Here is a 23135-nt window from a genome sequence, read left to right as displayed (position 1 = left end):
AGGGCTTTTTTCGTGGGGCGGCCGTGCCGTCAAGCGACTGCGCCGCGCGTGTTCACGTACAGCGCATACAGCGAATGCGTGCTCGCCATGAAGAGGCGGTTGCCCTTGGCGCCGCCAAAGCAGAGATTGGCGCAGCGCTCGGGCAGGTGGATATGGGCCAGCGGCTTGCCCATGGGGCCGTAGACGCGCACACCGTCCAGCACCGCCGCATCCGCATCCGCGCTGCCGTCACTGCCAAAGCCACACCAGAGATTGCCTTGCACATCGACGGCCATGCCGTCGAAGGCACCTGGGCACCCCGGGTCGATCAGCAGCCGCTTGTTGCTCAAGGACACGCCATCCACGTCATAGGCCCAGATCAACCGATGCGGCTGGGCGCGGCTTTCGATGACGTAGAGGGTCTTGCCGTCAGGACTGAAGGCCAGCCCATTCGGGCCCTTGAGATCGTCGATCTGCAGTGTCAGCTCGCCGGTCACGCCGTCGATGCGGTAGACGGCCGGCGTCAATTCGGATTCGGCCTTCTCGCCCTCGAAGTCGCTGGCGATGCCGAACAGCGGGTCGCTGAACCACAGGCTGYCGTCGCCCGGATGGCAGGTGATGTCGTTGGGCGAATTCAGCCGCTTGCCTTGATGGCGATCCGCCAGCACYGTGATGCGGCCGTCGTACTCGGTGCGCGTGATGCGCCGCGTCAGGTGTTCGCAGCTGACGAGGCGCCCCTGGCGGTCGCGCACGTGACCGTTGGCGTTGTTGCTGGGGTTGCGGAACTCGCTGATGGCGCCGGTGGTCTCGTCCCAGCGCAGGATGCGGTTGTTGGGGATGTCGGAGACGAGCAGGTAGCGCCCGTCGCCAAACCAGACCGGCCCCTCGGCCCAGGCCAGGCCGGTGGCCAGTTGCTCGACGCCCGCAGGGAAGAGGCGCAGCGGCAGGAAGGCGTCGTCCAGCACCTCGATGGCCGGGTCGGGCCGGCGGGCGTTGGGCGCGAAGGGGATCTTCATTGGTCTGCCTGCGCCTTCTCGAAGGGGCCGAGGATGACGAACTGGCCGCCCTGGCAGCGCACCTCGGGCCGGCTCGGGTCGACATAGGGCTGGGCCGCCTCGACCTCGGCGCGCCAGGGCTCGGAGCTGTCCTGGGGCTTGAAGCCGATGTGGTTGGACGCGCTGTTGTCCCACCAGGTCGAGCGGTTGTCGCTCATGCCGTAGATGATGCTGTGGCCGACGACCGGCGCGCTCAGTGCGGCGACGAGGAGGCGCTCCAGGTCGTCAAAGCTCAACCAGCTCGACAGCATGCGGCGGTCCGTCGGCACGGGCCAGCTGGAACCTATGCGCACCGACACCGTCTCCAGGCCGTGGCGGTCGAAATAGAACTGGGCCAGGTCCTCGCCAAAAGCCTTGGACAACCCGTAGTAGCTGTCCGGCCGCGGCGCGGCCCTTGGCGTCAACGTCTCGCCCTGGCTGTAGAAGCCGGTCACGTGGTTGGAGCTGGCGAAGATGATGCGCTTCACGCCGCGCTGGCGGGCCGACTCGTAGACGTTGTAGGCGCCGACGATATTGGCCGGCAGCACCACGTCGAAGGGTTTCTCGATGGACACGCCGCCGAAGTGCAGCACGGCGTCGACATCCTTCAGCAGTGACTGCATGGCAGCCAGATCTTCGAGCGGCGCCTGCACGACTTCCTCGCCCTCGCCGGCGGGGTCCATGGGTGCGAGGTCCGACAGCCGCAGCACGTCGCAGTAATGCTTCATGCGCGGCCGCAGCACGCGGCCGAGGTTGCCGGCGGCGCCGGTCAGCAGCAGGCGCTTGAAGCGCGGGGCGGAGAGAGGGTTCATTTCAGGGCGATGCGTGTGGATTGCGGGCAGAGCGCGGGCCTCTCCCAAGCCGGCCCGCTTTGGGCTTAGACGAGCGGCTCACTCATGCGCCGATGCGCAAGGGCGGGCGCAGCCGCGGCGCCGCGTCGGACTGGCGTCGGACCAGCGCGAAATCCATGAGCTCATGCTCGCAGGGCAGAGGCACTCCGGTGCGGCGCGCGCGGATGTGACGCACCAGCAGGTCCACCGCGGCACCGGCCATCTCCATGATGGGCTGGCGCACGGTGGTCAGTTCGGGCCAGATGGTCGTGGCCAGCGGCGCATCGTCGAAGCCGACGACCGTCAGGTCGCTGGGCACGTCCAGGCCCATGCGATGGGCGATGGCGACCGTGGCTGCGGCCATGTCGTCGTTGCTGGCGAAGATAGCCGTCGGCCGGCGCTCCTGCGAAAGCAGGAACTCGGCCGCGTCCAGGCCCGAGCGGTAGGTGAACATGCCCTGGGCGACGACCTCCTCCTCCTCGATGTTGAGGCCGGCGTCGGCCATCGCCGCATGGAAGCCGGCCAGGCGGCGGGCGCTGCTGCTCTGGTAGGGGTCGCCGATGATGAAGCCCATGCGGTGGTGGCCCAGGTTCAGCAGGTGCCGCGTCATCTCGTAGGCGGCCTGGTAGTCGTCGATGCCGACGGCGCAGACGGCTTCGGGCGGCACGCCGCTGGACACGACCACGGCCGGCGTGTCGGTCTCGGCCACGAGCTTCAGCAAGGGCTGGGAATCGCAGAAGGGCGGCGGCAGGATGAGGCCGTCGATGCCGTTGGCGATCATCTCGGCCACCGGCTTCTCCTCGCCCTCGCGCGCGGCCTCGCAACGCTGCACGACCAGCTGCACATGGCGCAGGCTGGCCTTGTTCAGCAGGCCGATGAGGAATTCATTGAGATAGCCGGCCGTCGGATCGATGTAGAGCATGCCGATGCGGATGGGCTCGGAGCCGGCCAGGTGGCGCGCGGCCTGGTTGGGCAGGTAATTCAGCTCGGCGACGGCGGCCTGCACCTTCTCACGCGTGCCCGGGCGCACGTTCTGCTCCCCGTTGATGACCCGCGACACCGTCATCGGCGACACCCCGGCCAGCGCGGCGACATCGGCGATGGTCGCGACCTTGGGGCTGCGCCCGGAGCGAGCGGTTGGCTTCAAAAGGGTCCCTCGGATGGTGGTGGGTTTGTTTGCGCAATCATATTTGGCTTGGGGACTCTCAGCCGCCGCGCCCCGGCGCGAAGTTGAAGCGCTGCGCTTTGTAGTCGTTCAGCGGGCGCTCGGGAGGGCGCACGCCAGCCGGCAGCGGCAACCCCGAGGCGGACTGGAAATAGGCGAGGCAGGCATCCCGCCACCAGCGAGCCTCGATCTCCTGCACTGCCAGGTAGGCGGTGACGTCGGCATGGCGGACGGGGTCGATGTCGGCTTGCAGCGTGGCCCAGCGCGCGCGCATGTCGACGACGCTCGCGACGCCACGGTCGTAGCGCGCTACCAATTCGGCCCACAGCGTGCGGCCAGACGCCAGCCGGTAATCCCAGGGCAGGTGGTGGAACCAGAGCAGCCACTCCTCGGGCGTCGTCTCCGGCCGTGCCAGGCGGGCGGCCCAGCCGGGCGCGTACTGGGCCGTCGCGTTGCTACCGCGCGGCGAGCGGTCGAAACCGATGCCGTCACGGCCAGCGCGGTGGAAGTAGACCGGGTTCCAGTCGGCCCGCTCCAGGTTGTCAACCCAGGGCGCCGGGCCATGGTGGTGGCCCGTGCCCATCAGATGGTGCAGGCCCAGAGGCGTCATGTAGTCGACCACCGCCTCGCGCGAAGCCGTCATGATTGAAACGATGCTGTCGACGGCCCCGGGCTTGGCCGTGAAGGTCTGCATGACCCATTCGCGGGCGACGTCGGACGCGCGTAGGTCAGCGTCCCAGGCCAGCCGGCCGAAGGCATACCAGTTGGCGCAGTCAAAGTGGGAGCCGCACCAGTTGCGATCGGTGCCGATGTTGGCCACTCCTGCCATCGCCGTCAGCTGCCCGGCAACCGTCACGCCTGACGGCCGCAAGGTGTCGGTGCGCAGCACCTCCTCGAACAGCGGGCCGAGATAGACCAGGTGCGTCGAGAAGCCGAGGTATTCCTTGGTGATCTGCAGCTCCAGCGCCAGCGGCGTCTTCGGCATGGCGCCGAACAGCGGATGGAAGGGCTCGCGCGGCTGGAAGTCGATGGCGCCGTTCTTGACCTGCACGATGACGTTGGGCGCAAAGCGGCCGTCCAGCGGCTGAAACTCCGCATAGCCCTGCTTCGCGCGGTCACCCGCGTCCGGCGCGTAGACGAAAGCCCGCCACATGACGATGCCGCCGTGCGGCGCCAATGCCTCGGCCAGCATGTTGGCGCCGTCGGCATGGTGGCGGCCATAGTCCTGCGGACCCGGCTGACCCTCGGAATTGGCCTTGACGAGAAAACCACCGAAGTCGGGGATGCGCCGGTAGATCTCGTCGGCCTTGGCCTGCCACCAGGCGCGCACGGCCGGGTCCAGCGGGTCTGCAGTCTTCAGCCCGCCCAGTTCGACGGGCGCCGAGAAGCGTGCCGACAGGTAGACGCGGATGCCATACGGCCTGAACACATCGGCCAGCGCCGCCGCCTTGGCGAGGAAGGGCGCGGTCAAGGAATCGGCCTTGGCATTGACGTTGTTCAGCACCGTGCCGTTGATGCCCAGCGACGCATTCGCGCGGGCGTAGTCGACGTAGCGCGCATCGCGGATGTCGGGCAGCTTCCACCAGTCCCAGATCGACGCCCCCGCATAGCCGCGCTCGACCGTGCGGTCCAGGTTGTCCCAGTGGTTGAGCAGGCGCAAGCCGACCTTGGGCGCGGACCGCAGGTCCAGCTTGCCCAGGTCGGTGCCCGTTTGCGCCGCGCGCAGCCAGGCGAAGCTGCCGTAGAGCAGGCCGATGTCGGCGTTGGCCGCGATCAAGGTCACGGCCCGGCCTTGGAGCTTCAGGCTGCGCAGCAGATAGCCCTCGCGGCCCAGCTCGGCCCAAGGCAAGTTCAGCCCGGCCGGCGCGCTGGCCGGCGTGACCAGCAGCAGAGCACCGTCCGCCAGCTGGGCCGACACGGCCGGCTCCCGCCCCGTCAGGCCCGCCACGCCGCGCTTCAATTCCGCAACGGCGGCCTGCAGCGTTGGTGACATCGGCTCGGCAGGGAGGATGCTGCGGGCCCGCGTCAGCACCTCGCTTTGAGTCACGGCTGGCAATGCGCGGTAGCGCTGCCACAGTTCGAAGCCATCCTCCACCGCACTCCATGCGGGTTGCAGCGCGGCCGCCAGCAGCAAGCCGGCCAGGCCTCGGGCCCATGTCTTCATCAGGTCTCCTGTATGGGCCGACCGGGGTCGCAACCCCGGAATCGCGGGAATGTTAGAGATTTCTCGCTTGCGCAATGCAAAATGGTAGCGCTACATTTGAGTCCATAGCAAGCGGTGTCGGAAGGACGCCGCTCAAGACGGAGACCGCATTGAATTCTCATCCCGCCCTACCGGCTCCCGCCACCTGCCCCGACGCCCTCGCGCTTCGGGGAGATGCGCCGAAAGCCGCGTGATGGTCGGGGCTGTCGCCACGCCGCCGGGCCGGCAGCGCTGGGCTATGCGCGCGCGGCCTTTTGTAGCGCCCACCGTCAACTACGTCCCCACCCTGCAGCGGCCCTTCGCGGCCGACGGGCTGTAAACCATCTAGGGCCCGCATGCAGTTCACCGCCGATCAGCACCTGCTCAAAGACCTCAACCGCATGGCCGTCGTGCGGCAGCTGAGCGCGTGGCCCGGGCAGTCGCGTGCGGCGCTGGCCGAGTCGCTGCAGCTGACCAAATCCACCGTCAGCGGGCTGGTGAAGGAGCTGATCCACGAGGGCTGGCTGCTGGAGCGCGAGGTCGTCGCGACCGGCGAGCTGGGCCGCCGGCCGACGCCCCTCTTCGTCGACCCCGGACGGCTGGTGCTGCTGGGCGCCGAGCTGGGCGTGGAGGGCGTGCAGGTCGTCGCCACCTCGCTGACCGGCGACGTGCTGGCCCGTGCGCGCGCGCCGCTGGACGCCGGACGGGACGCCCCTCTCGCGCTGATGCGCGCCGCCCGGCTGCTGACGCAGGTGTACGCGCGCCTGGACACGCCGGCTCAGCGGGTCATCGGCATCGGCATCGGGCTGCCCGGCGGCGTGGACGAGCAACGCGGCCATCTGCATTTCGCCCACAACCTCGGCTGGCGCGACCTGCCCGTCGGCCGGCTGCTGGTCGAGCATCTGCGCAACACGCCGCTGCAAGGCGTGCCGCTGTTCGTGCAGAACGACGCCGATGCTGCGGCCCTGGGCGAGCTGGAGTTCGGCGCCGACGGTCGCGACCCGCTGATCTACCTGAGCCTGGGCCTGGGCGTGGGCGCCGGCATCGTCGTCGAGGACCGGCTGCTGACCGGCGCTCACGGCCTGGCTGGGGAGGTCGGCCACACGACGCTGGAGATCGACGGCCCGCGCTGCAGCTGCGGCCGCCGCGGCTGCGCCGAAGCCATGATCGGCTTTCGGACCATGCTGCCCGCCGGCGAAGAAGGCGGTGGCCTGGCCGGGATCCAGCGCCGGCTGAGCGCCAGGCAGCCCGACAGCATCGAAGCCGTCGCCCGCGCCGGCAGCTATCTGGGCATGCTGCTGGGTAATCTCTGCGCCGCCTACGACCCCGGCCGCATCGTGCTCGGCGGCCCCGCCGTCGAGATCGGCGCCCCCTTTCTCGAGCACGCCTTCCGCACGCTGGAAGCCTATGCCAGCGCCGCCGGCGTGGCGCCGCCCCTGGTCACCCTGTCGCGCTTCGGCGTCGATGCCGTCGCCGTCGGTGCCGCGGCCCTGGCCCGCTACCGTCTCACCCGCCCCCTGATCGCCGCCAGCCGCCTGGCTGCGGCCGCCTGACTCTCTCTGCACCGACACATGATCACCAACCCCATCCTGCCGGGCTTTCACGCCGACCCCTCGATCTGCCGCGTTCCAAGTGATGGCGGTGACGACTACTACATCGCCACCTCCACCTTCGAGTGGTGGCCCGGGGTGCGCATCCACCATTCGCGCGACCTGCAAAACTGGCGCCACCACAGCTACGCCGTCACGCGCAAGAGCCAGCTCGACCTGCTCGGCCACCCCGACTCGGCTGGCGTCTGGGCGCCCTGCCTGAGTTACTCGGGTGGCCAGTTCTGGCTCATCTACACCGACGTGCGCTCCACCTTCGGCGCATTCAAGGACACCCACAACTACCTGATCACCGCGCCCAGCATCGACGGCCCGTGGAGCGAGCCCATCTACCTGAACAGCTCCGGCTTCGACCCCAGCCTCTTCCATGACGACGATGGCCGCCAGTGGCTGCTGAACCAGCAATGGATCCACCAGCCCGGCAAGCACCACTTCAACGGCATCCTGCTGCAGGAGTACGACCACGAAGCCAGGCGCCTGATCGGCCCGGTGAAGAACATCTATGCCGGCACGCCGCTGGGCGTGGTCGAAGGGCCCCACCTCTACCGCCGCAACGGCTGGTACTACCTGCTGACGGCCGAGGGCGGCACCTTCTACGAGCATGCCGTCACGCTGGCGCGCTCACGCAACATCGACGGCCCCTACGAGACGCTGCCTGGCAACCCGCTGCTGACGGCCTGGCAGCAGCGCACCGACGGCCTGCAGCGCAGCGGCCACGCCAGCCTCGTGCAGACGGCCCATGGCGATTGGTACCTCGCCCACCTCTGTGGTCGCCCGCTGGAATGGAGTGGTCCCAACGCGGACAGGCAGAACGGCGAGTACGTCGGCCTGCACTGCCCGCTGGGCCGCGAGACCGGCATCCAGCGCATCCACTGGCGCGATGACGACTGGCCGGAGATCGAAGGCGGCGGCAATGCGCCGCACTTGCAGGTGGCCGGGCCGGGCCTTCCCGAGCATGTCTTCCCGGCCGAGCCGGCGCGCGACGATTTCGACGGCGTCACGCTCAACCACCACCTGAACTCGCTGCGCGTGCCCTTTGACGAAAGCTGGATCTCGCTGACCGAGCGCCCCGGCTGGCTGCGCCTGAAGGGCCGCGAATCGCTGATGAGCCTGTTCGACCAGAGCCTGGTCGCGCGCCGCCAGCAGCATTTCAACTGCCGCATCGAGACGCGCCTGGAATTCGCGCCCGAGCTGTTCCAGCAGATGGCCGGCCTGGTGGCCTACTACAACACAGGCAACCACGCTTATCTGCACGTCAGCCGCGATGTCGATTCCGGCCGGCGCGTGCTGCGCCTGACCGTCAACCGCGACTCGGCGCTGAGCGAGCCGGCCACGCCGGTCGTGCTGGCGGAGGGCCCGGTCGACCTGGCCGTCGAGTTCCGCCACGACCGCTACCAGTTCCAGTTCGCGCAAGCGGGCGGCGCCTGGCAGGACGTCGGCCCGGCGCTCGACACCGCCATGCTCAGCGACGAAGCCGTGACGCGCTTCGTCGACGGCTACGCRCGCAGCTTCGGCTTCACCGGCAACTTCATCGGCATTGCCTGTCAGGACCTGTCGGGCCAGCGCCTTGCCGCGGACTTCGACTACCTTTCTTACGAAGCACGGCCCTGAGACCGCGCCTCTCTTAAAACGACACGAGACACCCCATGGCCACCACCCACCAGCCCTTGTCCTTCATGGAGAAGGCCGGTTACAGCTGCGGCGACGCGGCTGCGAACCTGGTCTTCATGTCCATGATCCTGTTCCAGCTCAACTTCTACACCGACGTGTTCGGGTTGAGCGCGAGCACGGCGGCCGCCATCCTGCTGTRGCCGCGGCTGTGGGATGCCATCTTCGACCCCGTCATGGGCGTGCTGGCCGACCGCACCGAGACCCGCTGGGGCAAGTTCCGCCCCTGGGTGCTGTGGACCTCGGTGCCCTGGGCCGTCGTCATGGTGCTGGCCTACACGTCGCCGGACCCGGCCTGGGGCTGGAGCACCGGCATGGTGGTGGCCTACGCCGGCATCACCAACACGCTGCTGATGACGCTGTACTCGATGAACAACATGCCCTACTCGGCCCTGGGCGGCGTCATGACGGCGGACCTGAACGAGCGCACCAAGCTCAACTCCTACCGCTTCGTGTCGGTCAACGTCGCGCAGTTCGTCGTCGGCGGCTTCACGCTGCCGCTGGTGGCCAAGTTCGCGCAAGGCGCCGACCGCGCCCACGGCTGGCAGGTCACGATGACGATCTGGGCCGCGGCCTGCCTGCTGCTCTTCATGGTCACCTTCTTCACGACCAAGGAGCGCATCAAGCCCATCGCGCAGGCCAAGTCCTCGCCCAGGCAGGATTTCAGCGACCTGCTGAAGAACGGCCCGTGGATCGCGCTGGTGGCCTACACGCTCTTCCACTTTGCGCTGCTGGCGCTGCGCGGCGGCGCCCACTACAACTACTACCACCACTACGCCGACAAGGCCGCCATGTTCGACTTCGTTGCAGCCCTGGGCCTGACGACGCCCGACGCGGCAGGCACCGGCAGCCTGGCCGACAGCCTGGGCTACATCGTGCACGGCACGCGCGACCAACTGGCCAGCTCCAACGCGGCCGACGTGTTCAACAGCATCGTCAACATGGTGGGCACAGGCACCACCATCGTCGTCATCATGCTGTCGGTGGGCCTGTCCGCGCGCTTCGGCAAACGCACGGTCGCCATCACCTGCTTCGCGCTGTCGACGCTGACTGCCTCCGCCCTCTACCTGCTGCCGCCCACCGCTACCTGGGGCATGGTGGGCCTGGCCTTCCTGGGCTCCGTCGTCTATGCGCCGACCTGCGCCGTCATGTGGGCCATGTATGCCGACGCGGCGGACTACTCAGAGTGGCAGACCGGCCGGCGCTTCACCGGCATGGTCTTCGCCACCATCGGCTTCTCGCTGAAGGCAGGCCTGGCCATCGGTTCGGCGGCCCTGCTGTGGATCCTGGCCGGCTTCTTCGGCTACGACACCCAGCAGGCTGCGGCGCCCAAAGCCATTGAGGGCTACCGATTCATGTCCAGCATCTTTGTCGGCCTGCTGTTTGCGGCCTGCACAGTCTGCATGCTCGCCAACAAGCTGACCAAGCAGACCACGCTGACGATGGCCGACGAGCTGGCCCAGCGCCGCCAGAAGGCCGGCGCCGGCCCTGATGACGACGGCCCGGCCAATGCCGTGCCGGCCACCGCCTGACCTCTTTCACCACCCTTCCCTGATTCCGCAGTAAGGACCCGCCATGAGCACCGCCTATTCCGACCTCCCTACCGTCCAGTACGAAGGCCCGCAATCCACCAACCCGCTGGCTTACCACTGGTATGACGCCAAGCGCGTCGTGATGGGCAAGACGCTGGCCGAGCACCTGCGCCCGGCCGTCTGCTACTGGCACAACTTCTGCTGGAAGGGCGAGGACATCTTCGGCCTGGGCGCCACCGCCCACCAGCGCAACTGGTTCGCCGAGGCTGACGCCGTCACGGCCGCCAAGCTCAAGCTCGACGCCGCCTTCGACCTCTTCAGCAAGCTGGGCCTGCCTTACTGGTGCTTCCATGACCGCGACGTGGCCCCCGAAGGCGCGACGCTGGCCGAATCCAACCGCATCCTCGACGGCCTGCTCGAAGCCGCGGCCAAGAAGATGCAGGACCAGAAGATCGGCCTGCTCTGGGGCACGGCCAACCTGTTCTCCAACCCGCGTTTCATGAGCGGCGCAGCCACCAACCCCGACCCCGAGGTCTTCGCCTATGCCGCCGCGCAAGTGAAGCATGTGCTGGAGTGGACGAACCGCCTGGGCGGCCAGAACTACGTGCTGTGGGGTGGCCGCGAGGGCTACGAGACCCTGCTGAACACCGACCTCAAGCGCGAGCTGGCCCAGTACGGCCGCTTCCTCAGCGCCGTCGTCGAGCACAAGCACAAGATCGGCTTCAAGGGCGCCATCCTCATCGAGCCCAAGCCGCAGGAGCCGACCAAGCACCAATACGACTACGACAGCGCCACGGTCTACGGCTTCCTGAAGACCTATGGCCTGGAGAACGAGGTCAAGGTCAATCTGGAGGTGAACCACGCCACGCTGGCCGGTCACAGCTTCGAGCATGAAGTCGCCACTGCCTGCGCCCTGGGCATCTTCGGCTCCATCGACGCCAACCGCGGCGACGAGCAGCTGGGCTGGGACACCGACCAGTTCCCCAACAACCACGCGGCTCTGGTGCCGGCCATGCTGGAGATCATCCGCGCGGGCGGCTTCACGACCGGCGGCACCAACTTCGACGCCAAGGTGCGCCGCCAGTCCATCGACCCGACTGACCAGCTCGAAGGCCATATCGGCGGCATGGACACCATGGCCCGCGCCTTCCTGAGCGCGGCGGCGCTGTACGAGAGCGGTCAGCTGGAGAAGGCCGTGGGCGATCGCTATGCGGGCTGGAACGGCGAGCTGGGCCAGAAGATCCAGGCGGGCGCCAGCCTTGACGAGCTCGCTGCCGTAGTTCACGCGCAAGGCATCTCGCCGGTCGCTCGCTCAGGCCGCCAGGAGCGCCTGGAGAACGTCGTCAACGCTTTCGTTTAAGCATGTTTCTCGGCATCGACCTCGGCACCTCCGAGCTGAAACTGCTGCTGCTGGACGAGCAGCACCACATCGTCGCGACCACCGGCGTCGCGCTGACCGTGCAGCGTCCGCAGCCGCTGTGGAGCGAGCAGGACCCCGCTGCCTGGTGGGCCGCGCTCGATCAAGGCATGGCGCAACTCGGCCAGAGCCACGCATCCGCCCTCGCAAGGGTGCGCGGCATCGGCCTGTCGGGACAGATGCATGGGGCCGTCACGCTGGACGACGCCGACCGCGTGCTGCGGCCGGCCATCCTGTGGAACGACGGCCGCAGCGCCGCGCAATGCGCCGAGATGATGGCCGCCTGCCCCGAGCTGCCGGCCATCACCGGCAACCTGGCGATGCCGGGCTTCACGGCGCCGAAGCTCGCCTGGATGCGCCAGCACGAACCCGAGCTGTTCGCCCGCGTGGCCAAGGTGCTGCTGCCCAAGGACTGGTTGCGCCTTTGCTTGAGCGGCTCCTTTGTGAGCGAGATGAGTGACGCCGCCGGCACGCTGTGGCTGGACGTCGCTCGCCGCCGCTGGTCGCCCGAGGCGCTGGCGCTGACGGGGCTGAACGAGAGCCACATGCCGCGGCTGGTGGAAGGCAGCGACCCGAGCGCTGGCTTGAAGCACGAGTTGGCCGAACGCTGGGGCCTGCGCGCGGGCATCCCGATTGCGGGCGGTGGTGGCGACAACGCGGCCAGCGCCGTCGGCATGGGCGTCGTCAAGCCAGGCCAGGGCTTTCTGTCTCTCGGCACCTCGGGCGTCATCTTCCTGTGCAACGAGGCCTTCAGCCCCAACCCGGCGCGTGCAGTGCATGCTTTCTGCCATGCGCTGCCGAACACCTGGCACCAGATGAGCGTCATGCTCAGCGCGGCGAGTGCGCTGCGCTGGGTGACGCTGCTGCTCAAGGAATCGAGCGAGGCCGAACTGATCGCCAAGGTCGCCCAGCTCACACCGGCCCAGCGTGAACGCGCGCCCCTCTTCCTGCCGTACCTGAGCGGCGAACGCACACCGCACAACAACGCGAATGCGCAGGGCGTGTTCTTCGGCCTCGCGCATGAGCACGATGCCGCGGCCCTCGGCTACGCGGTGCTCGAAGGCGTGGGCTTTGGCCTGCTGGACGGCTGGCAGGCCTTGCAGGCCGGCGGCGGCAAGGCCGAGTCGCTGTGGCTGGTGGGCGGCGGCGCGCGCAGCGAGTGGTGGGCGAAGTTGCTCGCCTCGCTGCTGAACATCCGCCTCGTCAATGGCGTGGGTGCCGAAGCCGGCGGCGCGCTCGGTGCGGCGCGCCTGGCTTGGCTGGCCTGTGGCGGCAGCGTCGACGAGGTCTGCCGCACGCCCGAGATCGCCCGCGTGGCCGAGCCCGATGCCGCGCTGGCCGCCGAACTGCACCCGCGTTTTGAGCGCTTCCAGCGCCTGTATGGCGCGCTGCGGACCGAGTTCAGCTGAGCGTCACTGCCAGGCGGGCGGCTTCGCGCCATGCATCGCCGACACTGAAGCGCTCAGACAACTGATCTGCTCTCATCAGCACCAAGTCCTGCGCATGCGCCCCACCACCGCCTTCGCCGCCCTGCTCCTCGCCTTGCTCGCCGGATGCGGCGGCGGTGGGGGCGGTGCCGCCGAACAGCCCCCGGCCAGCACGCCGGCCCTGCTGACGCCCGAGCTGATCTGGCCCGAACCAGCCGCCATCACCTGGGGCACCACGCTCAGCGCCGCCCAGCTCAATGCCAAGGCCAGCGTGGCGGGCAGCTATGCCTACACGCCGGCCACCGGCAGCCGGCCCGAGGTGGGCAGCCAGACGCTTAGCCTGGTCTTCACGCCCCAGGACGCGACCCGCTACCGCAGCGTCACGCTCAGCCGCCCGCTGCGGGTCGACAAGGCCCGACCGGCGCTGCGCTGGGATGCACCCGGGGCCGTCGTCGTGCAGGGCGCCGCCGTGACGGCCGCTGCCCTGGGCACTGCACCCCGCGCCCTCTACGGCGTGCAAGGCACGGCCGACCCGGCCTCGTTCAGCCTGCTGGACGGCCGGCCGCTGAGCCAGGCCAGCGCCACACCGGGCAGCACTGTGCTGCGCGCCCGCTTCTTGCCGCAGGACACGGCCCACTACGAGCCCGGCTGGGTGCAGACCCTGCTGAGCGTCAAGCCCGCGGCAGCCACCGCGAGCGTTGACTTCGGCGCGGCGCGCCAGACCATCCAGGGCTTCGGCGGCTCGGCGGCCTGGTACTACACGCCCATGGCCGCCGCCCGCGCGGACGTGCTGTTCGGCACCCAGGGCGATGACGCCCTCGGCCTGAGCATCCTGCGCCTGCGCATCGCCCCCGCGGCCTGGGACGCCACCGCCCGGACCGCCGACACCGGCGCCTGGAGCGCCGAGATGGGCAATGCCGTCGCTGCCCAGGCGCGCGGAGCCCTGGTGTTCGCATCCGCCTGGACGCCGCCCGCCTCGATGAAGCTCGCCAATCCCGAGCGGCGCGACCCGCTGTGGAGCGGGCGGCTGGACCCGGCCGCCTACGCCGCCTATGCCGAGTACCTGAACGCCTACCTGCGCTACGCCACGAGCCGCGGCGTCAGCCTCTACGCGGTCTCGCCGCAGAACGAGCCCGACTGGGACCCGGCCGACTACGAGTCCTGCCTGTGGAATGCCGACGAGCTCAAGGCCTGGATCGCCAACCACGGCGCGGCGGCCGTGGCCGGCACGAAGACGCTGCTGATGGCGCCCGAGTCGCTGAACTTTTCCCCCGCCACCACCGAGGCTCTGCTGGCCGACCCCGCCGTGGCCGCGCGCATCGGCGTCCTCGGCGGCCATCTCTACGGCGGCGTGCCGCAGGCGGCCGAGGGCGCACAGGGCCRTCCCGTGTGGATGACCGAGCACTTCCTGGATTCGGTCAACAAGTCCGGCACGGCCACGGCCTGGGCCACCGGCATCGACGACGCCCTGGCCATCGCGCGCGAGGTGCACGAGGGCTTCACCCTCGGCCAGTACAACGCCTACGTGCACTGGTGGCTGGTGAACGCCAACGACGCCCAGCCCACCGGCCTCATCGACGCCGCCAACCGGCCCAACCACTTTGGCCTGGGGCTCAAGCACTACGCCTACTTCATCCGCCCCGGGCTGCAGCGCGTCGAGGCCACCGCCCAGCCGCTGCCGGGCGTGAGGCTGTCGGCCTACGCCTCGCCGGCCGGCGCCGCCAGCCCGCGCGCCGTACTGGTGCTGATCAACGACGGCAGCCAGCCGCAAACCCTGGACCTGGCCTTGGCCGGCCGCGCGGACAGCAGCTGGACGCCCTATGTCACGACCGCCACCGCCCGTTTCGAGCGGCAGGCGGCCTTGTCCGCCACGGCCGGGCGCCTGAGCCTGACGCTGCCGGCCAAAAGCCTCACCACCCTGGTCACCCCCTAAGAACGAGACACCCCGATGAAGAAGACTGTCCTGCTGCCTGCCCTGCTGGCCGTACTGGCCGCCACCGCTCAGGCCGAGGTGCGCCTGGCCCCCGTGTTCGGCGAGCACATGGTGCTGCAGCGCGAGCGCCCGCTGCGCCTGTGGGGCCAGGCCACGCCCGGCCAGACGCTGACCGTCGAGTTGGCCGGGCACCAGGCCCGCACGCAAGTCGCCGCCGACGGCCGTTGGCGTGTGCAGCTGCCTCCCCTGCCCGCCGGCGGCCCGCACCGCCTGCGCGTGCAGGGCGACCAGACGGTGGAGCTGCGCGACGTGCTGATCGGCGATGTCTGGCTGCTGTCCGGCCAGTCCAACATGGAGTGGCCGCTGGCGACCACCGACACCGGGCCGCAGGAGGTCGCGTCGCCGCAGAACCCGCAGCTGCGCCAGTTGCGCGTGCCGTTGCGCGCCAGCCTGCAGCCGCAAGCCGACATCGCGCCCGCCGCCTGGCAGGTGGCCCAGCCCGGCGCCGTGGGCGAGTTCAGCGCCGTCGGCTACCACTTTGCGCGCCAGATGCAGGCGGTGCAGGGCGTGCCCATCGGTCTCATCAACACCGCCTGGGGCGGCTCCCATCTCGAGACCTGGGTGCGCCGCGAAGCGGCCCTGCGCGACCCGGACCTGGCGCCGGCAGTCAAGGCCCTGCCGGCCGACGAGAAAGCCTTCGCCCGCGCGCGCCGTGAGCGCATCGAGGCCGCGGTCGCGGCCTGGCAGCCGGGCCTGCCCTGGCAGGGCGTGGATGCCAGCGGATGGTCGGCCGCCGCCGACATCGACACCGCCTGGCCGACGCTGCAGGCGCCGCAGGTCTGGGAATCGCAAGGCCTGCCCGACCTGGACGGCATCGTCTGGATGCGCCGGCGCATCGAGCTCAGCGCCACGCAGGCGGCCGGCGCCGCGCAGCTGCACCTCGCCAAGGTCGACGACTGCGACGAGGTCTGGGTCAACGGCCAGCGCGTTGGCGGCCAGTGCGGCTACGACCAGCCGCGCCGCTACGAGCTGGCGCCGGGCCTGTTGCGGGCCGGCGCCAACTGGATCGCCGTGCGCATCACCGACACCGGCGGCGGCGGAGGCTTCCACGGCGACGCGGCGGCCTTGCGGCTGGACACGGCGGCCGGCAGCCTGCCGCTGGCCGGCGCCTGGCGGGCGCGTGTCGAGCAGGCCAGCGCCAACACCGGGCCCACGGCCAACGACGCACCCACGCTGGCCCACAACGGCCTGATCGCACCGCTGCAGGGCCTGAGCGTGCGCGGCGTGCTCTGGTACCAGGGCGAGAGCAACACCGGCCGCGCAGCCGCCTACGCCGACGGCTTCAAGCGGTTGATCCAGGACTGGCGCGCCCAGTTCCAGGCCCCCGAGCTRCCCTTCCTCTACGTGCAGCTGGCCGCCTTCCTGCCGCTGGCAGACAACCGGCCCGGCCATGGCGGCTGGGCGGAACTGCGCGAGGCCCAGGCCGCCGCTTTGGCCCTGCCGCACACCGGCATGGCGGTCGCCATCGACATCGGCGACGCGGCCGACATCCATCCCCGCAACAAGCGCAGCGTCGGCCAACGCCTGGCCGCCCTGGCCATGCATGAGCTGGGCTTGCGCCCGTCACCCGCCACGGGGCCACGCCTGGCCGGCACCGAGGTGCACGGCAACGAGCTGCGGCTGCGTTTTGCGCAGACCGCCGGCGGCCTGCGCACGGCCCGGGCCGGCGAAGCCTTGCGCGGCTTCCTGCTGGCGGGCGCCGACCAGCGCTGGCAACCGGCCCAGGCGCGGCTGGAGGGCACCGACGTCATCGTGTTGAGCAGCCCGGCCGTGGCCGCACCGGTGGCGGCGCGCTACGCCTGGGTCGACAACCCCAGCGAGGCCAATCTGATCGGCGGCGACGGGCTGCCGATGGCGCCTTGGCGCAGCGACAGCTGGGCGCTGGAGACGCAAGGCCGGCGCTACCCCGACTGAGCAGCGGAGAGCCGTCGGCGCCTGATCGAGATCGCAAGCGCGATGCACACGAGCAGGAAGGCACCGTCCATCAGCAGCATCGTGCTCAGCTGCTCGCCCGCCGTCCATGGCCGTGGCGAGAGCGGTGCCAGCAGCGTCTTCACGGTCGGCGGATCTGTCAGCAGCAGGTCCCGCGTCCAGTTCACCGCGGCGTGCACGCCCGCCGCCGCGGGAACGCTGCACCAGCGCACGAACACCAGCCCGAACAACAGCGAGCCCACCGTGGTGCCCAGCAGCGCCACCTGCCAGGGCCAGCCGTTGACGACATGGAACACCGCGAACAGCAGCGCGGTGAAGAGCTGCGCCTGCCAATGGCCCCATCCGGCGATGAGCCGCTCGAAGCTGTAGCCGCGGAACACGAGCTCCTCGACGGCGTTGCCGGACAGCAGCCAGAGCAGCGACCACGCCGCCATGCCCGCGCTGAAGTGCGGGTTCCATGCCCAGGGGATGGGCAGCACGAGCCGCGTCACGAGCGCGATCATCACGATGAGCAGCGCCCCGCCCGCAAACCCGGCGCCTAGCTGCCCCAGCCGGCGCCACGACGCATCGAGGCCAAGTACCGCGAGAGAACGCCCCTCGTACCGCAGGAAGAGATGGCTCAGCGCAATGGCGGCCCCGACCAGCACGATCGGATGCCCGACGGCGATGAGGCTCGGCACCGCCCAAATCGGCGCGCAGATCAACAGGAACAGCAGCGCCCGGCGAATCGATGTTGAAGGCGCCAGCGGCGCAGGACTTCCAGGCGGGAACGGGAAGGTGGTCATTGAAGCCTGTCGAGGAGCGTGCGATACCCAGCGGTCCATTTGACCGCCTGCCAGGCACCGCCGTCGATGACGGCCTCAATGATGCGTGCGTGCCGCGGCGTTGCGCTTGCGGGTCTCGGCGCCCTTCTTGGCCGACGCCGATCGCTCGGCCGCCGTGCGGCTGGCCGCGGCCTTGCCACCCAGGCGGCCACCCTTGCGCGAGGGCTCGTGGTTCTCGGGCTGGCCGCGACCGGAGCCCGACTTCTTGCCGCCGCCGGTCTCCTTGTTCACCGTTGCCCAGGCGCGGGCCTCGGCTTCTTCCTTGGGCACGCCGCGGTGTTCATAGCCGCTTTCGATGTGCTCGGCCTGGCGTTTCTGCTTGTCGGTGTACGACGATTTGTCACCTCGGGGCATGGCGGTCTCCGGGAGTGGAAAGATCCCACCATGCGACGCTGAGGTTCGCAGTGTTGTAGGACGCTGTGCCAATTACATCCGCTGGCCATGCAGGCGCCATGGCTTCAGACAAAGCGCGTCGACAACCTCACCACCAACTCGGGTTCGGGCGCGACGGCCCTGGGCCGGCGATGCGCCAGCAGGTCCAGCATGGCCGCGGCGGCGCGGCGGCCCAGTTCGGCCGGCGACAGGTTGACTGTCGTGCGCGGCGGGCAGGCATGGGCCGCGGCCAGCACGTCGTCGAAGCCGACGACAGAGACGTCCTCGGGAATGCGCAGGCCGTGCCGGTACAGCGCCTGGGCGGCGCCGGTGGCCATCTGGTCGTTGGCGGCGAAGAGGGCCGAGAACTCGATGCCGCGGCGCAGCAGGTCTTCCGCGGCGCGCTCGCCGCTGGCTTCCTGGTAGTTGCCCCGCTGCACTAGCGCCCGGTCCAGCGCAATGCCGGCTTCCTCCAGCGCCGCCCGGTAGCCCTGCTCGCGCTCCAGCGCATCCGGGTGGGTCGGGTCGCCGGTGATGTGGGCGATGCGCCGGTGGCCGCGCTGCAGCAGATGCCGCGTGGCGGCGCGGGCGCCCTCGAAATCGTTGGAGTGCAGGCTGTGCAGGCCCGGTGCCCGCAGTTCCCGGCCCGTGGCCACGACCGGCAGCTCCAGGGCCAGCTCGGTCAGGAAGCGGTCGTCCAGCGTGCCGGTCAGCACGATGATGCCGTCCACGCGGCGCGCCTTCAGCGACTGCACGCAGCGCTCCTCCTCGCGCCGGTCCCAATGCCCGCTGGCGACGACGAGGCCATAGCCAGCCTTGGACAACGCCTCCTCGACGCCGCGCAGCGTCCAGGCATAGCAGGGGCTCTCGAAGTGCTGCACGACGATGCCGATGGTGCGGGAGCGCCCATCGGCCAGCGCCCGCGCGATCGTGTTGGGCACGAAGCCCAGCCGCGCGATGGCCGCGAGCACGGCGTCGCGCTTCTCGGGGCGCACATGCGGCGCGTTGTTGATCACGCGCGAGGCCGTCGTCGTCGACACGCCGGAGGCGTCGGCCACCATGCGCAAGGTGGCGGCATGGGAAGAGGGGGAGTGACTTTTCATCGAACCATCAGACAGAAATGACAGCGTTGTCAACTGGTGTGCAATCGTGCATCAACATCTGCAATTGAGCAAGCGCAGAGGTCGGGCCAGATCGCTTGTCGATTTCACGGGCCGTCGTTCGTCGTGGGGTGAGACGGCGGAATTCTTCTGCCGCACCCTGCCTCTGGAGACCCGACCATGCGATTCCTTTCGATGATCCGCGCCGACGAAACTACCGGCCAAGGCCCCACCGAGCAGTTGATGGCCGACATGGGCCAGCTGATCGACGAGCTGACCCGCTCGGGGCAGCTGGTCAGCACCGCCGGGCTGCGGCCCTCCTCGGAAGGCGTGCGCGTGCGCCTGCACCGCGACGGCCAGCTCTCGGTGGTGGACGGCCCCTTCACCGAGACCAAGGAGGTCATCGCCGGCTACGCCATCTTCGAGGCGCCCTCCCGTGCCGAGGCATTCGAGCTGACCCAGCGTTTCCTGCGCCTGCACGGCACCGGCTGGGACCTCGTGTGCGAACTGCGCCAGATCGACGGCCCCGGAGAGGGCTGCACCCATTCAGTTTCCTGAAGAAAGGACCGGCCATGCCCTCCTGGTCAACGTCCCTGCGCGAGCACTACCGCTGGATCATCGTCGCCGCGGGCGGCCTGCTCGGCTGCGTGGCGATCGGCGCGCTGTTTTCCCTGCCCGTGCTACTGCGGCCCATCGCGCTGGACACCGGATGGTCCACCACGGGCATCTCCACCGCCATGACGGTCGCCTTCGTCGCACTCGCGGTCGGCAGCATGTTCTGGGGTGCCCTGTCCGATCGCGTCGGCCCGCGCCTCGTGGTGGTGACGGGTGCCCTGTTCCTCACCGCCGGCCTCGTGCTGGCCAGCCTCGCCACCTCGCTCGTGGCTTTCCAGCTCTGCTTCGGCGCCATCGTCGGTGTCAGCGCCGCGGCGATCTTTGCGCCGCTGATGGCTTGCGTCACCGGCTGGTTCGACACGCGGCGCAGCTTGGCTGTGTCGTTGGTCTCGGCGGGTATGGGCATGGCGCCGCTGACCATGTCGCCGCTGGTGGCCTGGCTGGTGCAGGGCCACGACTGGCGCAGCACGCTGCAGATCGTCGCGGCGCTGGTGGCCGTCATCATGCTGCCGGCAGCGATGCTCGTGCGCCGGCCACCGGCGCTGACGGCGGCCGCCACTACACCGGGCCAGGCGCAGGAACCCGGCATGTCCGTCGGCCAAGCGGTGCGCTCGGCACCCTTCCTGATCCTGGTGCTCACCAGCTTCCTGACTTGCGCCACGCACTCGGGCCCGATCTTCCACACGGTGAGCTATGCCGTCACCTGCGGCATCCCGCTGATGGCCGCCGTGTCGATCTACAGCCTGGAGGGGCTGGCCGGCATGGGCGGCCGTCTCGTGTTCGGGCTGCTGGGCGACCGCTTCGGTGCCGCGCGCACGCTGGTGCTGGCCCTGCTGGCTCAGGCGGTGGTGGTGCTGGGCTATCTGTATGCGCGCGAGCTGAAGAGCTTCTACACGGTAGCCGCCCTGTTCGGCTTCACCTACGCCGGCGTGATGCCGCTGTTCGCCGTCATCGCACGCGAGAACTTCCCGCTGCGCATGATGGGCACGGTGATCGGCGGCACCRCCATGGCCRGCAGCMTYGGCATGGCGCTGGGGCCGGTGCTGGGCGGGCTGATCTACGACTCGTTCTCGAGCTACGCCTGGCTCTTCATCGGCGCATTCGCACTGGGCATGGGCGCCTTCCTGTCGGCGCTGATGTTCATGCGCCTGCCACGGCGGCCGTTTGCTGCGGCGGCGGCCTGAGCGCTGCGTTCAGCGCTCGAAGAAGAAACGCATCATTTCCGCGCTGGCATCAGGCCCACGAGCGTCCGCGTAGGAGCCCGACGGATCGCCGCCCGACCAGGCGTGGCCGGCACCCCGCACCAGCCATTGCTCGGTCACGACCTGGCCTTGCGCGTCCTTGTGCAGCCGCCGCCTGCAAAAACGCCCGCCGCGCTGGAGACCTTGCTGTTCATCCACGCTGACGGCGGTGCAGCCGTGGGTGGCCGCCACCTGGTCGGCATTGCTCGGATGGACCGTGGCATCGGCATCGCCGTGGAAGACGATCATGCGCACGCCGGATTTGGCCTTGTCCGACGGCGTGGGGCTGCTCCGGCCCTGCATCGCGGCCAGTGCGCCCGGCAAGTCGCGCGCCGCACCGGCAGCGAGCCCGGAGTGCACGCCTGCCGCGGCGAAGACGTCTGGGTGCGTGTCGGCCAGGATCGCCGCCATCGCGCCGCCGGCGGACAGGCCGGCCACAAAGATGTGTTTGGCGTCGACGCCGTGGCTGGCAGCGATGTGCTGAACCATCGCGGTCAACAAGGCGGGTTCGCCGCGGTTGCGGCCCTGGTGGTTGTGCTTGAACCAGTTCCAGCAGCCCTGCGCATTGGCCTGGCGCGCCTGTGCCGGGTAAAGCACCAGCGCGTTGTATTCGGCACCGAGCGCGTTCATGCGCGTGCCCTTGGCGAAGTCGTCGGGATTCTGCGTACAGCCATGCAGCATGAGGACCAACGCGCGCGGCTTGTCAGCCTGGGCCGGCGGGATGAACAGGCGGTAGTCGCGTACGCCAGCGCGATGGGTGTAGTGGCCGCTGACGAACTGCGAGTTCGCGCTGACTTCAGGAGCGGCCGCCGGCATCCCTTCTTCAATGACACGCGCTTCGACGTCAATGACGGCGTCATCCAGCGGTGGGGAGGGGCGAACCGGCGCTGCGCTGCGTTCCAGCGCCTCGGTGATGGCCGCCATCGCGGCCTGCAGGTCGCCGGCACGCGTGAGCGCGGTGGCGTTCTTCATCAATTGACCGAATTGCGGATGCATGGGGACTTTCAAGAGTCGAGCGGCCCGGCTTAAAGCAGCCGCCCGACCAGGGCCGTTTTGACGGCGGGACTGGCGTGGAGGGCGCCAAGCACGGTCAGCGACTCGATGGTGGCGAGCGCCAGTTCCGGCGTGACATCGGGCGCGATGACGGCGAGGCCCAGCACGCGGATCTGCAGCTTCTGCCCCGCCGCCTGGACCTCCGCCAGGTCTGCGGCACTGAACTGCTGGATGCCCAGCACGATGCTCTTGCGCGAGACCACCTGGCGCACCACATCTGCGTGCGTCGCGATCTGGTTGCGAATGGCCGTGCGGATCAGGTCGCTGCGGTTGGCATAGAAACCCTCCTGCACCAGCAGGTCGATCTGGCCCAGGTCGACGCAGCCGATGTTGAGGGTGAGCTTTTCGTCGACAGGCTTGGCCGCCTTGGGCGAGAGCAAAGGTGTGGAAGGCATGGCGCCATCATGCAACCATCCACTTGGATTCCACTAGCCTTATTTTGTAAGCGTTTCAAAGCGCCCGGCCGAGCCAAGTGCGGCAGGCCGCATCAGTCGCTGTCCTGCCCGGGCAGCAGCGCAGGCCAGGGCCAGCACTGCGATTGATCCGCGGGCTCCCAGGCATCCGCGGCCTGGTAGCCGATGACGCGCAGCAGCGAAGCCAGCGGGTTGGCGGCAGGGGCGAACCTGGGGTCCAGGGCCTTGTCGATGGTGTCCACCAGGCCTTGCAGATGGGCACGCTGGATGCGGTCCCCGCTGGTGGCCTTGGCACTGATCACACCCTTGAGATCGCGCAGCTCGGCCCTCACCACGGCTTGGCCGTCGTCCAGGCCCATCAGGCCGGCAATGCTGAGGCCGGTGAAATTGAGGCGCGCAGCGAGGGTGTCGACATAGTGGCGCTGCAGGCCGCGGCGCGGCGCGGCGATGGCAGCGCCGCTGGCGAGTTCGGTGAACACGCCGCGGCGCAGCTCGGACAACAGCTCGTCCAGGCGGTAGGCCTGGGCGCCGAACTGCGCCTCCTGGGCTGCCAGGCGCTGTGTGCGGGCAGGGTCCAGCATCATGCGCAGCAGGCTGCGCTGGGAGGTGCTGACCATGCCGGGTGGCTCGGACGCGCGCAGGCRCTGGGTCACGGCCGGGTCCAGCAGCCATGGCGGGGTGGCCAGCAGTTGGCCGGTCAGGAACTTCACCGCGCGAACCTGCTGGGCGCGAGGCACGGGCGTGGCAATGG

At 69.6% G+C, this 23135-nt stretch carries 19 protein-coding genes; 9 read left to right on the top strand and 10 right to left on the bottom strand.

The annotated features are described in order from the left end of the window. Positions 1-29: 29 nt before the first annotated feature. The 4 genes from AC1DU6_RS01745 to AC1DU6_RS01730 all read right to left on the bottom strand — a co-directional run bounded on the left by AC1DU6_RS01745 (position 30) and on the right by AC1DU6_RS01730 (position 5172). The gene (locus AC1DU6_RS01745; protein WP_477855939.1) at positions 30-995 is read right to left on the bottom strand and encodes an SMP-30/gluconolactonase/LRE family protein; all 966 of its coding nucleotides are present in this window, start codon (positions 993-995) and stop codon (positions 30-32) included. After that, positions 992-1825 (bottom strand): NAD-dependent epimerase/dehydratase family protein, encoded by an 834-nt coding sequence (locus AC1DU6_RS01740; RefSeq protein WP_477855938.1) that lies wholly within the window; start codon positions 1823-1825, stop codon positions 992-994. Before AC1DU6_RS01740 ends, AC1DU6_RS01745 begins: the two co-directional genes overlap by 4 nt. Before the next feature lie 82 nt (positions 1826-1907). Next, complete coding sequence (locus tag AC1DU6_RS01735) at positions 1908-2990, bottom strand: LacI family DNA-binding transcriptional regulator (RefSeq protein WP_056204784.1); 1083 nt, start codon at positions 2988-2990, stop codon at positions 1908-1910. A gap of 58 nt (positions 2991-3048) precedes the next feature. Beyond that, positions 3049-5172 (bottom strand): alpha-glucuronidase family glycosyl hydrolase, encoded by a 2124-nt coding sequence (locus AC1DU6_RS01730; protein ID WP_477855937.1) that lies wholly within the window; start codon positions 5170-5172, stop codon positions 3049-3051. 374 nt (positions 5173-5546) lie between these two features. On the opposite strand from AC1DU6_RS01730, the gene AC1DU6_RS01725 reads away from it, so the two are divergent. The 7 genes from AC1DU6_RS01725 to AC1DU6_RS01695 all read left to right on the top strand — a co-directional run bounded on the left by AC1DU6_RS01725 (position 5547) and on the right by AC1DU6_RS01695 (position 16748). Then, the gene (locus AC1DU6_RS01725; protein ID WP_056204789.1) at positions 5547-6743 is read left to right on the top strand and encodes an ROK family transcriptional regulator; all 1197 of its coding nucleotides are present in this window, start codon (positions 5547-5549) and stop codon (positions 6741-6743) included. A gap of 18 nt (positions 6744-6761) precedes the next feature. Beyond that, complete coding sequence (locus AC1DU6_RS01720; RefSeq protein ID WP_477855936.1) at positions 6762-8408, top strand: glycoside hydrolase family 43 protein; 1647 nt, start codon at positions 6762-6764, stop codon at positions 8406-8408. A 35-nt stretch (positions 8409-8443) separates the two neighbouring features. After that, complete coding sequence (locus tag AC1DU6_RS01715) at positions 8444-9997, top strand: MFS transporter (protein WP_477855935.1); 1554 nt, start codon at positions 8444-8446, stop codon at positions 9995-9997. A gap of 43 nt (positions 9998-10040) precedes the next feature. After that, on the top strand, positions 10041-11357 hold the full coding sequence (gene xylA / locus AC1DU6_RS01710) for a xylose isomerase (RefSeq protein ID WP_477855934.1): 1317 nt from the start codon (positions 10041-10043) through the stop codon (positions 11355-11357). Between the two features lie 2 nt (positions 11358-11359). Next, a complete protein-coding gene (gene xylB / locus AC1DU6_RS01705) occupies positions 11360-12823 on the top strand; it encodes a xylulokinase (RefSeq protein ID WP_477855933.1) in 1464 nt (487 codons plus the stop codon). A 94-nt stretch (positions 12824-12917) separates the two neighbouring features. Then, on the top strand, positions 12918-14774 hold the full coding sequence (locus tag AC1DU6_RS01700; protein WP_477855932.1) for a glycoside hydrolase: 1857 nt from the start codon (positions 12918-12920) through the stop codon (positions 14772-14774). 15 nt (positions 14775-14789) lie between these two features. Next, a complete protein-coding gene (locus AC1DU6_RS01695; RefSeq protein ID WP_477855931.1) occupies positions 14790-16748 on the top strand; it encodes a sialate O-acetylesterase in 1959 nt (652 codons plus the stop codon). Here the strand turns inward: AC1DU6_RS01695 and AC1DU6_RS01690 are convergent. From AC1DU6_RS01690 to AC1DU6_RS01680, 3 genes are all read right to left on the bottom strand, one after another. Beyond that, positions 16736-17551, bottom strand: coding sequence for a CPBP family intramembrane glutamic endopeptidase (locus tag AC1DU6_RS01690; protein WP_457324163.1), 816 nt, complete (start codon positions 17549-17551; stop codon positions 16736-16738). The genes AC1DU6_RS01695 and AC1DU6_RS01690 overlap by 13 nt on opposite strands. A gap of 75 nt (positions 17552-17626) precedes the next feature. After that, on the bottom strand, positions 17627-17944 hold the full coding sequence (locus AC1DU6_RS01685; RefSeq protein ID WP_056204809.1) for a hypothetical protein: 318 nt from the start codon (positions 17942-17944) through the stop codon (positions 17627-17629). A 104-nt stretch (positions 17945-18048) separates the two neighbouring features. Then, positions 18049-19065, bottom strand: a complete 1017-nt coding sequence (locus AC1DU6_RS01680; protein WP_056204811.1) for a LacI family DNA-binding transcriptional regulator — start codon at positions 19063-19065, stop codon at positions 18049-18051. A 177-nt stretch (positions 19066-19242) separates the two neighbouring features. Between AC1DU6_RS01680 and AC1DU6_RS01675 the strand changes: the two genes are divergently transcribed. Together AC1DU6_RS01675 and AC1DU6_RS01670 are read left to right on the top strand one after the other, a co-directional pair. Further along, complete coding sequence (locus AC1DU6_RS01675) at positions 19243-19620, top strand: YciI family protein (RefSeq protein WP_457324161.1); 378 nt, start codon at positions 19243-19245, stop codon at positions 19618-19620. A gap of 14 nt (positions 19621-19634) precedes the next feature. Beyond that, complete coding sequence (locus AC1DU6_RS01670) at positions 19635-20861, top strand: MFS transporter (RefSeq protein ID WP_477855930.1); 1227 nt, start codon at positions 19635-19637, stop codon at positions 20859-20861. Positions 20862-20870: 9 nt separating this feature from the next. Here the strand turns inward: AC1DU6_RS01670 and AC1DU6_RS01665 are convergent, their stop codons facing one another. The 3 genes from AC1DU6_RS01665 to AC1DU6_RS01655 all read right to left on the bottom strand — a co-directional run. Continuing rightward, positions 20871-21914, bottom strand: a complete 1044-nt coding sequence (locus AC1DU6_RS01665; RefSeq protein WP_057296570.1) for an extracellular catalytic domain type 1 short-chain-length polyhydroxyalkanoate depolymerase — start codon at positions 21912-21914, stop codon at positions 20871-20873. 29 nt (positions 21915-21943) lie between these two features. Next, the gene (locus AC1DU6_RS01660) at positions 21944-22366 is read right to left on the bottom strand and encodes a hypothetical protein (RefSeq protein WP_056205272.1); all 423 of its coding nucleotides are present in this window, start codon (positions 22364-22366) and stop codon (positions 21944-21946) included. Positions 22367-22458: 92 nt separating this feature from the next. Then, the coding region (locus tag AC1DU6_RS01655; protein ID WP_477855929.1) for a zinc-dependent metalloprotease at positions 22459-23135 on the bottom strand (677 nt) is incomplete at its 5' end.

It is taken from the genome of Roseateles sp. P5_B10, from assembly GCF_056400485.1.
The sequence above is the reverse complement of the archived record's forward strand: the minus strand, read 5'-3'. Positions and strand labels throughout refer to the sequence as shown.